The organism is Gordonibacter massiliensis (ex Traore et al. 2017) (genome assembly GCF_019731765.1).
GTDB lineage: Bacteria > Actinomycetota > Coriobacteriia > Coriobacteriales > Eggerthellaceae > Gordonibacter > Gordonibacter massiliensis.
In genome coordinates this window covers 68507-83012 of record NZ_JAASIO010000016.1, presented here as the reverse complement: position 1 = coordinate 83012, position 14506 = coordinate 68507, and the positions used below count along the sequence as shown (strand labels likewise).

Sequence of the window (14506 nt, the reverse complement as noted above, 5' to 3'; positions counted from 1 at the left end):
GTCGATTCTCCTCTCACTCGTCTGCGTCGAGGCCGCCTCCCCCTAGCGGCCTCGACCGCGTTATGCGGCGCTTTCGCAAACCGGCATGGGGAAGGCCGCTCTCCTCCCCCCGACGATTCCTTTCCGCTCGCCCGCAGCAGTCGCTTCCACGCCCGCGCTTCTCCCGAATTTCCGCTTTATCGCCCCGCTCGCTCCACAGTTCCGTCAAACTGTCCGACTTTGCCGAACGCCACGGTTGCGCGACGGTGTCGAGGCGACTACAATGGGCCGCGATGGATTCTGTTTCAGGGCGAGGTGAAATTCCTCACTGGCGGTAATCGGGAAGCCGGCGTTCGCGCCGAGCCGAACCGAAAGTCCGCGACCCTGCGAAGGCCCGCTCCGTCCGACCCCGCGTCGAACGAGCGCCCGACCAGGCTGACACCGGTGAAACTCCGGGACCAACGGTTAAAGTCCGGATGGAAGAGGCAGATATCGCAGGCAGCGACCGCGTTCCCCGCAAGCGGCCGCACCAAAGCGAATCACAAGCCCGTATGACAGGAGTGGAATTCATACGGGCTTGTTTCTTTTTCTGCGAGGCTGGAAACGAACCCGACCGAACCGAGCCTCGCGGGAAGAAGGTGCCGCCATGGCGGAGAACGCGCAGAACCTCGAATTCACGAACACGAACAAATGGGACACCCGACAGCTGGTGACGATGGCGCTCATGTGCGCCATCGCGGCGCTGCTGTCGTTCATCCAGATCCCGCTCATACCCGGCGTGACGTTCCTCACCTACGATCCCTCGCTCATGCCGGCCATGGTGTGCGGCTTCGCCTTCGGGCCGGGCGCGGGCATAGCGGTGGGCGCCATCGCCGCGGTCATCCACGGCCTCATCCTGGGAGAATGGGTGGGCTCGCTCATGAACATCGTGGCCACCCTGTGCTTCGTGTGGCCGGCGGCGGCCATCTACCGCCGCAAGCGCACGCTCAAGCGCGGCGTGATCGGCCTGGTGGTGAGCGTGGTGGCAGCCACGCTGGGCGCCGTCGTGGCCAACCTCACCATCGGCGTGTTGTTCTGGTACGGCAGCGTCGACGTCATCCTGCCCATGCTGCTGCCGGCCATCCTGCCGTTCAACCTGGTGAAAGGTGTGGTGAACGCCGTGCTCACCTTGGTTGTGTACAAAGCCGTGTCCAATGTGATAACTCCGAAGAAATCGCAGGTCAAAGGACATTAGATCGAAAACCGAAACCGATTGCAACCCCCTTTGCGGGCAGTGAGGAAGCGCAACGCCATGATCGACTGCACGGACATAGAGTTCACCTACGACGGGGAGCGCCTCGCACTCGCCGGCGTCGACCTGCACGTGGGCGCCGGCGAGTTCGTCTGCATCCTGGGCGGCAACGGCAGCGGCAAGAGCACGCTGGCGAAGCATCTGAACGCCCTGCTGCTGCCCGACAAGGGCAGCGTGACGGTGGACGGTTACAGCACCGCCGAGGCCCGCAACGTCTACCGCATACGCTCCACCGCCGGCATGGTGTTCCAAAACCCCGACGACCAGCTGGTGGCTTCGCTGGTGGAAGACGACGTGGCGTTCGGCCCGGAGAACCTGGGCGTGGAGACCGCCGAGCTGGTCCGACGCGTGGAAGAATGCCTTCGGCAGGTGGGCCTCGTCGGGTTCGAGACGCACGAAACGCAGGCGTTGTCGGGCGGCCAGAAGCAGCGCGTGGCCATCGCCGGCGTGCTCGCCATGCAGCCGAAGGTGCTCATCCTGGACGAAGCCTCGGCCATGCTCGACCCGCGCGGGCGCAAAGGGCTCATGCGCGTGTGCAAGGAGCTCAACGCCCAGGGCATGGCCGTGGTCATGATCACCCACTTCATGGAGGAGGCCGCCGAGGCCGACCGCGTGGTGGTGCTCGACCACGGCAAAGTGGCCTGCAAGGGCGCGCCTCAAGACGTGCTCGTGCGCACCGACGTGCTGGCGAACCTCAACCTGGAGGTCCCGTTCGCCTGCGACCTGTCGCTCAAGCTGCAGGAGCTGGGCCTGGACGTTCCCACCTGCGTGAAGGAACCGCAGCTCGTCGACGCCGTGGCGAGCGCGATCGGCGAGGGAAGCTGCCCCCCTGTCATCCTGAGCGGAGCGACCGGAGGGAGCGCAGTCGAAGGATCCCGCGCGGCGCAAGCGGGGAGCGCCACGGCTGTCGCCGCAGGGGATCCTTCGACTGCGCCGCTGCGCGGCTCCGCTCAGGATGACAAAGAGGGATGCGTTGCGGCTTCCGCTCAGGATGGCGGAGCGGAAAGCGTCGCGGCCTCGACCTGCGACGACAACTCGGACGACGCTGTGATAGCGTTCCAGGGCGTGTCCTTCACCTACAACCCCTCCAAGGGCAAGCGCAAGCGCGGCAAGCGGGCGAAGGCCGAGGCCGAAGCGGGCAAGCGGGCCGACTGGGGCAACGACCCCGATGCCGTGTGGGCCCTGCGCGACATAGACTTCTCCGTCAAGCGCGGCGAGTTCTTCGGCATCGCCGGGCACACGGGGTCGGGGAAGTCGACCCTCATCCAGCACATGAACGGCATCCTGCACCCCACCCGCGGGCGCGTGCTGGTGGAGGGGCGCGACGTGGCCGACAAGGCCCAGGCCGCCAGCGTGCGCGCCGACGTGGGCGTGGTGTTCCAGTACCCCGAGCACCAGCTGTTCGCCGACACCGTGTACAACGACGTGGCGTTCGGCCCCCGCAACCTGAAGCTCTCCGACGACGAGGTGGACGCGCGCGTGCGCGAGTCGCTCGAACTCGTGCGGCTCGACTTCGACGAGGTGCAGGGCCTGAGCCCCTTCGAGCTCTCGGGCGGCCAACAGCGACGCGTGGCGTTCGCGGGCGTGCTGGCCATGCGCCCGGGCATCCTCGTGCTGGACGAGCCCGTGGCCGGCCTCGACCCGGCGGCGCGGCGCGACTTCCTGGCCCTCATCGCGCATCTGCACGAACAGGGCCGCACGGTGGTCATGATCTCGCACAGCATGGACGACCTGGCCGAGCGCTGCGACCGCGTGCTCGTGCTGAACGAAGGGGAAACGTTCGAGGTGGGCACGCCGGGCGACGTGTTCCTGCGCGCCGGCGAGCTCAACGGCATCGGGCTGGGCATCCCCGCCGCGCAGCGCGTGGCGAACGGCTTGCGCGAACGGGGCGTCCCCCTGCCCGCAGGCGTGCTGTTCGACAGCGGATCACTGGCGCGCGCCCTCGTCGAGCTGGCGGGCGGCAAAGCGACCTGCGAAGCGCCCGAAGGCGCGGCGGACGGCTGCGGTGCCGGAAGCGGCAGAGCGGCCGCCAACGACTCCGAGGGCGGCGCGCGATGAACGTGTTCTCCTTCGGCAGCTACTATCCGGGGGACAGCCCCCTGCATCGCATGGACCCGCGCGCGAAGCTGCTGCTGGGCATCGTCTTCATCGTCGTGGCGCTCGCCGCCCGCAACGCGGCCGCGCTCGGCGCGGTGGCCGTGTTCGTGGCGGGCTTCTACCTGCTGTCGCGCATCCCGTTGAAATACGCGGCGAAATCGCTCGCGCCCTTGCTGTTCATCGTGGTGGTGGCCTCGCTGCTGAACCTGTTCGTGGTGCAGGGCGGCCCCGTGATCTTCGAGTGGGCCTTCATCCGCATATCGGAGGGAGGCGTGCAGTCGTGCCTGACCATCGCCGCGCGCCTCGTGCTCATCCTGCTGGGCATGAGCCTGGTCACCATGACCACCATGACGCTCGATTTGACCGAGGCGCTCGAGCGGCTGCTCTCCCCCTTCGCCCGCTTCGGGCTGCCCGCCCACGAGCTGGGCATGATCATGGGCATCGCGCTGCGGTTCCTGCCGCAGTTCGCAAGCGAGCTCGTGACCATCTATCATGCCCAGATAAGCCGCGGCGCGGCGCTGGCAAGCAGCCCCGTGAAGGGCATGCGCATGCTGTCGTCGCTCATGGTCCCTTTGTTCACCAGCGCGTTTCGCCATGCGGAGACGCTTTCGGCCGCCATGGACGCGCGCTGCTACCACGGCGGCGCGGGGCGCACCCGCCTGCACCCGCTGAAATTCTCGGCGCGCGACGGCGTGGCCGTGGCCGTGCTGGCCGTGCTGGCCGCGTGCGTGGGCGCGGCGGACGTGCTGCTCTAGGCTGCGAACCGCGCGGCTGAAAAGAATCCGACGATCCCGACTTCGATAGGAGCCCTCATGACCGGAAACGAAACCGTACTCCAGTACCTCACCGCCGTACCCGCTTGGTACCTGGCCACCAGCGTGGACGACCAACCCCACGTGCGCCCGTTCAGCTTCGCCGCCGAGCAGGACGGCAAGATATGGTTCTGCACGGCCACCACGAAGGACGTGTGGGAAGAACTCGCGATCAACCGGCGCTTCGAGGCGACCTCGTGGTGGCCCGGCCACGGCTGGCTCATCCTGCGCGGCGAGGCGGGGCTCGAGGACTTGGCGCGCGACGACATCCGCCAGGCGGGCTACGACCACATGACCGGGCTGGGCGAGCGCTACGACGGCCCGAACGACCCCACGCTCGTGTTCTTCTCCGTGGAGAACCCGCAGGCCTGGATCTGCAACCACGACGAATGGAAGCCCCTGGCCCTCTAGGGCGCCCGCACGACGACGCCGTCTCACCTCTCGCCGAACAGCTCCCCCACGCTCGTTTCCAGACCGTCGGCTATGCGCTCGAGCACGTCGACGGTCGGATTCGCGGTACCGCGCTCGATTGCCGCAAGATAGGGCCTGCTCACGCCCACCATGAGCGCGAACGTGGTCTTCGACACACCGGCCCCCGTGCGCAATTCCGCAACATTCGCACCGAGTTGGGCTTTCAGTGTATTATTCTCCATGATGGAAAAGGCTAGTATCGGACCAGGGAGATAACGTAAACTATAGTTTACAGCACACGGATAATACAACCGGTCGGTTGATCATAGATGAGCTAGCTGGTCGCATATTGAGATACGGGGTTGACGATGGTGCACGATGAGTACGAACGGCAGATGGGGGCGGTAAAAACCGCGGCAGCGCGCATATTCGACCTGGCGGAGACCGAGGAAGAGGTCTGCCGTCTTGAAAAGGCCATCAACCACGAGATCATGTACCTTGCGGCCATCGCCCAGTCCGAGCTGGTGAAGCCGGCGGGAGGCTGGGACCAGTTCGGCCGCTGATTCGCCTCCGACGCGCCGTCGCGCGCCAATAGCACCGCATCGAACCTGCGCCCTTCGCGCACGGGAGCGCCGTGCGCGAAGGGCGCTGCGCACAGCCGCCCACCCTCGCATGGCGGCCGCGCCGTCGCTCGTCGTTAATCGTTCGTCGCTAATCGCTCATTACTAGTCGGCGAAATCGTAAAGGTCCTTCGTGGCCTGGCGGAAGTCGGCGTACACCTCGGCCGCCACGCCCTCGTCCTCCACGAGCTCGAACGCGGAAGGCTGGCCGTCGTCGTCCAGCTCCGTCACTTCCAAGAGCACGACCTCGCCCGACGACCCCGCCGGCTCGTCTTCCGACACGGGGAAGAAGAAGCCGTAGCGCCGGTCGTTGTGCAGCACGAGCCCCAGGAACTCCAGCACGACGCCGTCGCCGTTCTCGTCGACGAACTCGAGCGTCACGCCCTCCTCGATCGGCGGGCAGAAATTCGGGGCGCTTCCTTCGCGCATGCGCGTCTCCTTCCTCGCAAGGCCCGCGCGCCCATCGCGGCGCGGGCCGTCGTTTTCCCTGAGCAGCATAGCATATCGGCGTCACGCCGCGCCGTCCGCCGCCTCCCCCTCCACGAGATCGATGAGCTCTTGCTGGGTGTGCACGCCCAGCTTCTGGTAGATGTGGCGGATGTGCGTCTTGGCGGTGTTACGGGTGACGCGGCACTCCTCTTGGATGAACGCGCCGTTGCGGCCACGGGCCAGCAGCGCGAACACCTCGCCCTCGCGCTCGGTGAGCCCGTGCGCGCGGGCCAGCCGCTCGCAGCGCGCCTCGATGTCCGTGCGGGACTCGGGCGCGGGCGGCGCCACCTCCTCGACCGGCTTCACGCCCTGGATGGCGTCGGTGAAGCTGAAGCCGCGCAGCCCCATCCATACGTACCCCACGAACGCGGCGGCCACCAAGGCCAGCACGAGCAACCGCACATCGCCCGCCAGCGGGTCGCCCGACGACGACGCCTGCCCCAGCACCACGCCCACCGTGGCGCCGAGGTTCGACGCGCAGAAGCCCTGCCCCAGCGCCGTGACGCCGCCCGCGGGATTGCGCGCGGCCACGATGGACAGCGCGGCCCAGGTGAGCACGTTGAACGTTTGCGCGCCCACCGCGAGCGCCTGCTGCGCCACGGAGCCGAACAACGCGGTCTGCGCCGACGACATGAGGAAGCCGAACACCACGAGCAGCGCCGACACGTGGAACAGCGCGTCCTCACGCCGGGTGCTGCGCGTGCGGGCGCACCACGCCGCCACCGCGAGCAGCGCGGCGCCCGGCACGGCGGCCGTCCACCATGCGCCGAGATCGGCACCGAACTCGATGGACAGGCCGAAGCCCACCTCGAACAGGAATATGCACACGAACAGGCGGTTGAACGGCCCGGGGAACGAGCCGGGATTCGTCACCGCCAGCTCGCCCGGCCCGGAGGCGAGCGATGCGCGGGACTTCGCCACAGGACCGGCCGTCACCGCCAGCGCCGCCACGGGAAGCAGTGCGTAGAGAACCGGCGCGAGGGCGGCCAGCACGGCTCCGAGCGCCAGGTAGGCGACGTACGACAGGAACACGCCTCCCGCAACCGTCACCAGCACTCCGCGCGGGCGCAAGCCCGTCAGCGACAGCCCCGCCACGACGACCGCCCATGCGCGGCCGCACGACAACAGCGCCACGGCGGGCGCCGCGAGCACGACAGGATAGCCCATCGCCGCCGCCGCGACCCACAGCGCAGCGCCTGCCGCAAGGGCCGCGCACGCAACCGCCGACAGCGCGGTCGTCGGCAGCGGCTTGCGCCGACGATGGGCGGCAAGGGCCCACAGCGCGAACGCGGCCGCGTAGGCCAACCCGCAGGCGGCCAGCGCCCAAGGCGCACGGGCTTCGAGAGGAGGATAGAGGAACCCGTTCTGCACGAACGTCGAGAGCGACAGCGCCGCCACGGCCGCGAGGGCGCGGGCGGCCACCAGCGCCCTCGCGGCAGGCGGCTCGCCCGCCGCGGCGTCCTCCGAGCCGCCGCCGGCCGGGCGGCGCGGTCGAGATGCCGGATCGTGCGCGTTTCCCATCGGTAACCTTTCTTCATGCCGCTCGCCGCTTGAAACCTGCCGCTCACCCCCTCGTAACGCCGCCGGGGTGACGCTCGAACCGCCTTCACCCCCGTATTGTACCGCCCGTCAGGCGCCCCGCAACGGGCGCGAACGCGAAACGGCGCTCCCCTTCGCCAGCGAGCGCCAACCATCCCCCATGAACCAAGGAGGTACCACCATATGACCATCTTGGAAGAAGCGCAAGCGCTGGAAGGCGGCATCGTCGCCGACCGCCGTTGGCTGCACGAGCATCCCGAGATCGGGTTCGACCTCCCCCAGACGACGGCCTACGTGGCCGAGCGTCTGCGGGAAATCGGGCTCGAGCCGGAGGAGATCGTGCCGGGCGGCCTGGTGGCCACCGTCGGCGACCCGTCGAAAGGCCGCTGCTTCATGCTGCGCGCCGACATGGACGCGCTGCCCTTGCGCGAGGAGACGGGGCTGCCCTTCGCCTCGCAGACCGACTATATGCACGCCTGCGGCCACGACACGCACACCGCCATGCTGCTGGGCGCCGCCCGCATCCTTAAGGGCCACGAGGCCGAGCTGCCCGGCTGCGTGAAGCTCATGTTCCAGCCCGACGAGGAGGGCTGCGCGCCCGACGAGATCTGCGGCAACGAGGCCATGATCAACGCGGGCGTGCTGGAGAACCCGCACGTCGACGCCGCCACGGCCATCCACCTCATGCCGATGGACTACCGCCGGGGCGAGATCGCCACGCGCCCCGGCACCGGCTTCTCCTCCATCGACGACATCGACATCGTCGTGCACGGCAAAGGCGGCCACGGCTCGCGCCCGCACCAGCTGGTGGACCCGTTCAACATCGCCTGCCACATCTTCTTCGGCGCGCAGAACCTCATCGCCCGCGAGCTGGACCCGAACGACCAGGCCGTCATCACGTTCGGCGCCATGAACGGCGGCACGGCGGCCAACATCGTCCCCGACGACGTGCGCCTGCTGGGCACCCTGCGCACCATCGACGAGGGCACCCGCGCGCACCTCAAAGAGCGCCTGGAGGCCCTGTGCCGGGGCATCGCGGAAGGCTTCGGCGGCAGCGTGGACGTGCGGTTCCTCCGCGGCGTGCCCAGCGTGCACAACGACCCCGTGCTCACCGACGAGCTGATCGGCTACGTGGAGGACCTCACCGGCCGCCCCGTCACCATCCTTGAGAAACCCATCTCGGGCTCCGATGACATGAGCGTCATCTCGCAGGCCGTTCCCACCACGTACTTCGTGCTGGGCACCGGCTCGGAGGACGAGGGCGTGCGCTACCCCGTGCACAACTCCCGCGTGGTGTTCGACGAGAGCGTGTTCGTCGAAGGCGCGGCGATGACCGCGACGATGGCCCTGCGCTGGCTGGAAGCCCGCGCGAACGACGACAAGGAGAACGAGCGATGAGCGAGAACGAGAAGCAGGCGGCGGAAGCCGTCGAGGCCGCCCCCGCCGCCGCAGCCCCCGAGCCCGGCGGCGCGAAGAAGCGCAAGAAGAAGAAAGGCGCGCCGGATTCCTTCATCATCCTGGTCGCGTGCCTGATCGGCGTGGCGCTCGTCACTGTGGCGATGTCGTTCTTCACGAGCGACGTCACGGGGGCGTCCTTCGCCGACGTGCTCACCTCCCCGGTGCTCGGTTTCGCCAGCGCCATGCAGGTGTGCGTGTTCGTGCTGGTGCTGGGCGGCTTCTTGGCCATGGTGAACAAGACCGGCGCGCTCGACACCGGCGTCGCCACGCTCGTGCGCGCCCTCAAGGGCCGCGAGCTGGTGCTCATCCCCATCCTCATGCTGCTGTTCGGCATCTGCGGCTCCACCTACGGCATGATGGAGGAGACGGTGCCGTTCTACATCCTGCTGGCCGCCACCATGTTCGCTGCGGGCTTCGACACGCTCACCGGCGCGCTCGTGGTGCTGCTGGGCGCGGGCGCGGGCTGCATCGGCTCCACGGTGAACCCGTTCTCCGTGGGCGTGGCCTCGGCCGCCCTCACCGACATGGGCATCGCCGTCGACCAGGGCGTCATCATCGGCTTCGGCCTGGTGCTGTTCGTCATCGCCGAGGCCATCTCCATCTTCTTCGTCATGCGCTACGCCAAGAAGGTCAAGGCCGACAAGGGCTCCACGTTCCTGTCGCTGCAGGAGCAGGAGGAATCCGAGAAGGAGTACGGCCAGATGGAGGAGGATGCGGAGAACCCGGCGTTCTCGGCCGTCCTCTCCGGCAAGCAGAAGGCCGTGCTCGTGCTGTTCGCGCTCACGTTCGTCGTCATGATCGTCGGCTTCGTGCCGTGGCAGAACTTCGGCATCGACCTCTTCATGGCAGGCGGATCGGTGGATGACCCGGCCGGCTCCTGGAGCGCGTTTCTGACCGGCGTGCCGCTGGGCATGTGGTACTTCAACGAGGCCACGGCGTGGTTCTTGCTCATGGCCATCGTCATCGGCATCTTCGCGCGCTTCGCCGGCAAGGATATCGTGAAGACGTTCCTCGGCGGGTGCGCCGAGATGGTCAGCGTCGCGCTGGTCATCGCGCTGGCGCGCTCCGTGGCCGTCATCATGGGCGAGACGCAGCTCGACACGTTCATCCTCACGAACGCGGCGAACGCGCTGTCCGGCGTGCCGGCCTTCGTCTTCGCTCCCGCCACGTTCCTGTTCTACTTCGTGCTGTCGTTCGCCATCCCCTCGAGCTCCGGCATGGCCACGCTGGCGATGCCCATCATGGGACCGCTGACCAGCGGGCTGGGCTTCTCGGCCGAGGTCATGGTGATGATCTACGTGGCCGCCCACGGCTTGGTGGCCATCATCACGCCGCTGAACGGCGCCGTGCTGGCCGGCCTTGCGCTGGCGAAGGTGCAGTACGCCACGATGCTCAAGTGGGTAATGAAGGTGATCGTGGTCACCGGCATCGTGCTGGTGGTTGTGCTCACCGTGGCGATGCTGCTCATGTGATCTCAGCGTTGCCCCCTGCTCCTGGCGCAAGAAGCCGACCTCGCGCCGGCCTCTTGCGCCAGAGAGACGCACATACTCTCCATCGGCGTTTGCTATACTTCGAGCAAATGAAAGGATGGGCTGTGAGCGACATTGAAGAGATCATCGCCAACACGGAAGCGACCATGGCAATCGAAAACCTGCAATTGACGCAGGACGACCTCGTTTTGCTGCGCGATTGCCTCGAAGAGCGGTCCGATTTCAACGAGGAAGTCGCACAACTCGTCGCAAAGCACCAGGCAGCATAAATGCCCGAGCGGGATGTCGACTACGCCTATGAATCCTCAGACCCCTATTGTTACCCTGGATCGCATGTTTTGAGGAATAAGCTCGGCCTTACCAACGCCGATGAGCTTGCCGAAGCAGAGCGGTCGATCAGCATGCTTCGTCTAGCGCAGATGGACAAGAACGGCGATTGTTTCCCACGAACTTTCGACGCACAGCACCTTCAGGCCATCCATCGTTTCGCCTTCTCTGACCTATTCGAATGGGCCGGCGAGTATCGTACCGTGAACATTGCGAAGGGTTCTTTTTTCTGCGTCTCAGACTACATCCCCGAGCAAATGGAGAACGTGTTTACGCAATTGCGTAACGAAAAGCACCTCGCGGAAACTCCGGCGCGGAGCATGGCAGCGCGTCTTGCCTATTATCTGGGAGAGATCAATGCGATCCACCCCTTCAGAGAAGGAAACGGTCGCGCGCAGAGGGCTTTCGTCAGACAGCTCGCCTACGAGAACGGCTATCTGCTCTCTTTCGCTCGCACGGGAAGAAACGAGATGATTCAGGCAAGCGTGTCTTCCTTCAACGGGAGCAACGAAGCCCTGGAGCATCTTGTAGCAAAAAGCCTCTCCAAGCGATAGCCCCTCCCCCGGCAAAGGAGGCCGGTCTGTGGCTAGCTTCCTTTGCCGGAATCACGCTCCCGGCCATTGGAACAGGTCGTCGCGGTGGTCGCCCACCCAGGCGAGGGCGAAGTCGCAGAAGTCCTGGGCCTGGGGAGACAGCTCGACGCCGGCCTTGCGCACGATGAACGTTTCCCAAAGGAAGCTCCGGTCGGAGAACGGGCGGATGACCGTGTGCGCACGCTTGCCGCCCCAGGCGGCGAAATCGAACGACACGGCGATAGCGTCGCCCTGCTCGGCCAGCCGATGGCACAAATCCAGCTCGGTGGCCTCCACGACGATGTCCACGTGCGCGCCCGCGTTCGCCAGGCGGTTCACCACCAGATGGTGCGAGGCGAACTCGCGGCTGACCATGGCGAGCGGCTGGCAGTCCAGGTCCGCATAGTCGATGGCCGCCTTGCGCGCGAGCGGGTTCTCCTCGTTGATGACGAGGCACGGACGGTGGGCGGTGAACGGCACGGCATGGAACACCGACAGGTCGATCGGCCCGCCCAGCACCCCGATCTCCACCGTGTTGTCGGCCAGCCGCTGCTTCGCGATGGCGTCGGGGCTCTCCATGACGCGCGGGCTGACCAGCGGATGGCTTTCGGCGAAATCGCGGAAGAACGCGAGCGAAAGGTACTCCGACACGCCCTGCGTCGAGGCGATGTTGAGCGTGTACTTGAGCGCGCGGGCGGCCTCCACCTCGTCTTTCACGCCCTCGAGCAGGCGGATGACCATCTGCGCGCGGCGGTAGAGCGCGTCGCCCTGCGGCGTGGGGCGCACGCCGAAGTGGTTGCGGGCGAACAGCGACGTGCCCAACTCGCCCTCGATCTTCTGGATGATCTTGCTGCAACCCTGCGGGCTCAGGAACTGCTCCTTCGCGGCGCGCGTGATGCTCTTCGTCTCGTAGACGGCCACGAACACCTTGAGATCGCGTGTGTCCATGCCCGCCTCCCTTCCCCGCATCGGTTCCGTTCCTTCATTCTACGCACCGGGGCGCGCGTTTTGAATCGGCCTCACGTGACTATTGATACCCCTCTCCGCATCGTTCATTCCGCTATAGAGCACGCCCGCGTACGCTGGAAGCAGTACGGGAGGTATGAGAGCGGCGCCGCTCGAAACGCGAAGGCGGGGCGCGCCGCGCGATGATGCGCGGCCCGGCGCACGGGCCGCGGGGAAAGGGGTGAGGCGAATGGAGCGGAAGAAGGTTTCTCCCGGCCTCGTGCTGTTCATGATGCTCATGTCCATGACGGCGGGGGCGATGTGCCTGAACAAGGTGGCGCCCATCGTGCCGGTGCTCACGGAGAGCATGGGGCTCTCGGGCGCCGGGCAGGCGGGGCTGCTCATGTCGGTGTTCGTGTTCTCGGGCATCTTCCTGGCCATACCCAGCGGCGTGATCATCGCAAAGCTGGGCTACTACAAAACGGGCGTCATCGCGCTGGCGGCCATTTTGGCGGGCTCGGTGGTGGGTGCGCTCGACCTGGGGTACGCCGTCATGCTGGGCAGCCGCATCGTCGAGGGCGTGGGGCTCATCTTGCTCATGACGCTGGGGCCGGCGGCCGTGGCCAGCTCGTTCGACGACAAGCGGCGCGGCAGCGCCATGGGCCTGCTCATGTGCTTCATGGCGTTCGGCCAGATAGCCATGTTCAACCTGGCCCCGCGCATCGCCGAGGCCGGCGCGTGGGAGAACGTGTGGTGGTTCACGGCCGCGTACGCCGTCGTGTTCCTAGTGGTATGGGTGGTCGCGCTGCGCAACCTGGACGCGTCGCTCGCGGCTGCGGGCGCGCCGAGTGGCACGGAGGCGGACGCTGCGGCCGGCCCGGCCAAGCTGTTCTCGAAGGACGTGTTCTTGAACAAGGGCGTGTGGCTCATCGGCATCACGCTCATGGTGTACCTCATCGCCGAGCAGGGCGTCATCTCGTTCCTGCCCACGTATTTGGCCGAGGTGCGCGGCATGGACGCGGCGGCGGCCAGCTCCATCGTGAGCATCGCGCCGCTCGTGGGCATTCCCGTGGGCATCGTGGCGGGCATGGTGTCCGACAAGATGGGCTCGCGCAAGAAGCCGCTCGGCGTGCTCATGCTGGCGAGCGCCGTGACCTACGCGCTCATGCCCACGTTCCCCACCGGCGTGTTCGTGGTGCTGGTGGTGCTGTTCGGCATCGCGGTCATGGGCATCGTGGGACTGTGCTTCTCGGCCGTGGCCGAGCTCGTGCCGCCCGCGCAGGGCGACATGGCCGTCGCGCTGCTCAACACGTTCCAGTGGGTGGGCATCTTCCTCAGCTCCAGCCTGGTGGGCCTGCTCATCGAAGCGTTCGGCTGGGACGTGATGTTCTACCTCATGGTGCCGCTGGCCGTGGTGGGCGCCGTGTGCACGTTCGTCACGCCGAAGCTGCGCTAGCGCGCCGGGCCGCGTGAGACGCCGTCGGCACCGCGCGCCCGACGCACCTGCCCTGAAAAGACGACGGTCCCCTTTTCAGGGCACACACAACAAGCAACCGAAGGAGGAACACCTATGAAGGACATCATGAACGTCGCCGTGGTCACGTTCGAACCGCGCTGGGGCGACAAGGAGCGCAACCTGAACCGCATCGTGGGCTACATCGAATGCGCCGCCGCGCGCGGGGCGAACCTGGTGGTGCTGCCCGAGACGGCGCTCACCGGCTACGACGTCGTGGCCGCCCCCGAAGGCGAGGCGTGCATGCACCACCGCTTGGCCGAGCCCATTCCCGGGCCGTCGACGGAGGCCGTGGCCGAGGTCACGCATCGTTTGGGCGTGTACGCCGTGTTCGGCTTGGCAGAGCGCGCCGAGGACGGCACCGTCTACAACGCCGCCGTGGCCTGCGGGCCCGACGGGGTGCTCGGCCGCTACCGCAAGATGCACCTGCCGGGGGCGGAGTCCACCTGGGCCGGCCGCGGCGACGAGCCGTTCATGTTCGGCACGCCGTGGGGACCCGTGGGCGTGAGCATCTGCTACGACACGTTCGTGTTCTCCGAGATCATGCGCTACTACCGCGCGAGCGGATGCCGCCTGATAGCGAACCCGTTCGCCGTGAACACGGGCGTCACGGCCCGCAACATAAAAGACTCGCTCGAGTACCTGGCCGCGAACAACGACGTGTACATCGCCTCGGCGAACTGCACCGGTTGCGCCGTCACCGACGACTTCGTGGGCGGCAGCAGCGTGATAGGCCCCGGGAAGAACGTGCCCGCCATCTGCTACTATGCGGGCGGCCCCTGCGGCGCGCCCGGCTCCGACGAGCAGGAGCTGCACCTGGGCACCGTCGACCTGTCCTACGTGGACAAGTCGTTCTTGGCCAAGCAATGGGTCGACGAGGAGCCGGACTTCCGCCCCGGCGTCTACGCCCGCTGGTACAGCGAGCTGGCCGCCCAGGAGCGGTTCAAGGGGTAGAGGCCGTTT

Annotated in this window: 15 protein-coding genes and 1 riboswitch; of the genes, 11 read left to right on the top strand and 4 right to left on the bottom strand. The window is 67.1% G+C overall.

Annotated elements, in window-relative coordinates; genetic code table 11:
* Positions 1 to 276 precede the first annotated feature (276 nt).
* Positions 277 to 471, top strand: a riboswitch (FMN riboswitch).
* A 154-nt stretch (positions 472 to 625) separates the two neighbouring features.
* From HCH03_RS14765 to HCH03_RS14750, 4 genes are read left to right on the top strand one after another with little or no spacing between them, the layout of a single operon-like run.
* Entirely contained in the window at positions 626 to 1213 is a 588-nt protein-coding gene (locus HCH03_RS14765; RefSeq protein WP_221690103.1) for an ECF transporter S component, read from the top strand.
* A 57-nt stretch (positions 1214 to 1270) separates the two neighbouring features.
* A complete protein-coding gene (locus HCH03_RS14760) occupies positions 1271 to 3328 on the top strand; it encodes an energy-coupling factor transporter ATPase (RefSeq protein ID WP_221690102.1) in 2058 nt (685 codons plus the stop codon).
* A complete protein-coding gene (locus HCH03_RS14755; RefSeq protein WP_221690101.1) occupies positions 3325 to 4122 on the top strand; it encodes an energy-coupling factor transporter transmembrane component T family protein in 798 nt (265 codons plus the stop codon). Before HCH03_RS14760 ends, HCH03_RS14755 begins: the two co-directional genes overlap by 4 nt.
* Positions 4123 to 4179: 57 nt before the next feature.
* Positions 4180 to 4590 (top strand): pyridoxamine 5'-phosphate oxidase family protein, encoded by a 411-nt coding sequence (locus tag HCH03_RS14750; protein WP_185904911.1) that lies wholly within the window; start codon positions 4180 to 4182, stop codon positions 4588 to 4590.
* Positions 4591 to 4613: 23 nt separating this feature from the next.
* Here HCH03_RS14750 and HCH03_RS14745 read toward each other — a convergent pair whose 3' ends face one another.
* A complete protein-coding gene (locus HCH03_RS14745; RefSeq protein ID WP_185904912.1) occupies positions 4614 to 4832 on the bottom strand; it encodes a helix-turn-helix domain-containing protein in 219 nt (72 codons plus the stop codon).
* A 126-nt stretch (positions 4833 to 4958) separates the two neighbouring features.
* Between HCH03_RS14745 and HCH03_RS14740 the strand changes: the two genes are divergently transcribed.
* The gene (locus tag HCH03_RS14740; protein WP_080144835.1) at positions 4959 to 5153 is read left to right on the top strand and encodes a hypothetical protein; all 195 of its coding nucleotides are present in this window, start codon (positions 4959 to 4961) and stop codon (positions 5151 to 5153) included.
* 162 nt (positions 5154 to 5315) lie between these two features.
* Here the strand turns inward: HCH03_RS14740 and HCH03_RS14735 are convergent, their stop codons facing one another.
* Complete coding sequence (locus HCH03_RS14735) at positions 5316 to 5639, bottom strand: DUF1292 domain-containing protein (protein WP_080145331.1); 324 nt, start codon at positions 5637 to 5639, stop codon at positions 5316 to 5318.
* Between the two features lie 81 nt (positions 5640 to 5720).
* Positions 5721 to 7220 (bottom strand): helix-turn-helix transcriptional regulator, encoded by a 1500-nt coding sequence (locus HCH03_RS14730; protein WP_221690100.1) that lies wholly within the window; start codon positions 7218 to 7220, stop codon positions 5721 to 5723.
* A gap of 201 nt (positions 7221 to 7421) precedes the next feature.
* On the opposite strand from HCH03_RS14730, the gene HCH03_RS14725 reads away from it, so the two are divergent.
* From HCH03_RS14725 to HCH03_RS14710, 4 genes are all read left to right on the top strand, one after another.
* Positions 7422 to 8636: a M20 metallopeptidase family protein gene (locus HCH03_RS14725; protein WP_221690099.1), complete on the top strand. Its 1215-nt coding sequence runs from the start codon at positions 7422 to 7424 to the stop codon at positions 8634 to 8636.
* Positions 8633 to 10168, top strand: coding sequence for a YfcC family protein (locus HCH03_RS14720; RefSeq protein ID WP_221690098.1), 1536 nt, complete (start codon positions 8633 to 8635; stop codon positions 10166 to 10168). Before HCH03_RS14725 ends, HCH03_RS14720 begins: the two co-directional genes overlap by 4 nt.
* A gap of 122 nt (positions 10169 to 10290) precedes the next feature.
* Complete coding sequence (locus HCH03_RS14715) at positions 10291 to 10455, top strand: hypothetical protein (protein ID WP_221690097.1); 165 nt, start codon at positions 10291 to 10293, stop codon at positions 10453 to 10455.
* Entirely contained in the window at positions 10456 to 11067 is a 612-nt protein-coding gene (locus HCH03_RS14710) for a Fic/DOC family protein (RefSeq protein ID WP_221690096.1), read from the top strand.
* A 51-nt stretch (positions 11068 to 11118) separates the two neighbouring features.
* On the opposite strand, the gene HCH03_RS14705 is transcribed toward HCH03_RS14710, so the two are convergent.
* Complete coding sequence (locus HCH03_RS14705; protein ID WP_221690095.1) at positions 11119 to 12033, bottom strand: LysR family transcriptional regulator; 915 nt, start codon at positions 12031 to 12033, stop codon at positions 11119 to 11121.
* A 247-nt stretch (positions 12034 to 12280) separates the two neighbouring features.
* Here HCH03_RS14705 and HCH03_RS14700 point away from each other — a divergent pair, with 247 nt between their 5' ends.
* Positions 12281 to 13486 (top strand): MFS transporter, encoded by a 1206-nt coding sequence (locus tag HCH03_RS14700; RefSeq protein ID WP_221690094.1) that lies wholly within the window; start codon positions 12281 to 12283, stop codon positions 13484 to 13486.
* A gap of 114 nt (positions 13487 to 13600) precedes the next feature.
* Positions 13601 to 14497: a carbon-nitrogen hydrolase family protein gene (locus HCH03_RS14695; protein WP_185904918.1), complete on the top strand. Its 897-nt coding sequence runs from the start codon at positions 13601 to 13603 to the stop codon at positions 14495 to 14497.
* Positions 14498 to 14506: the final 9 nt, after the last annotated feature.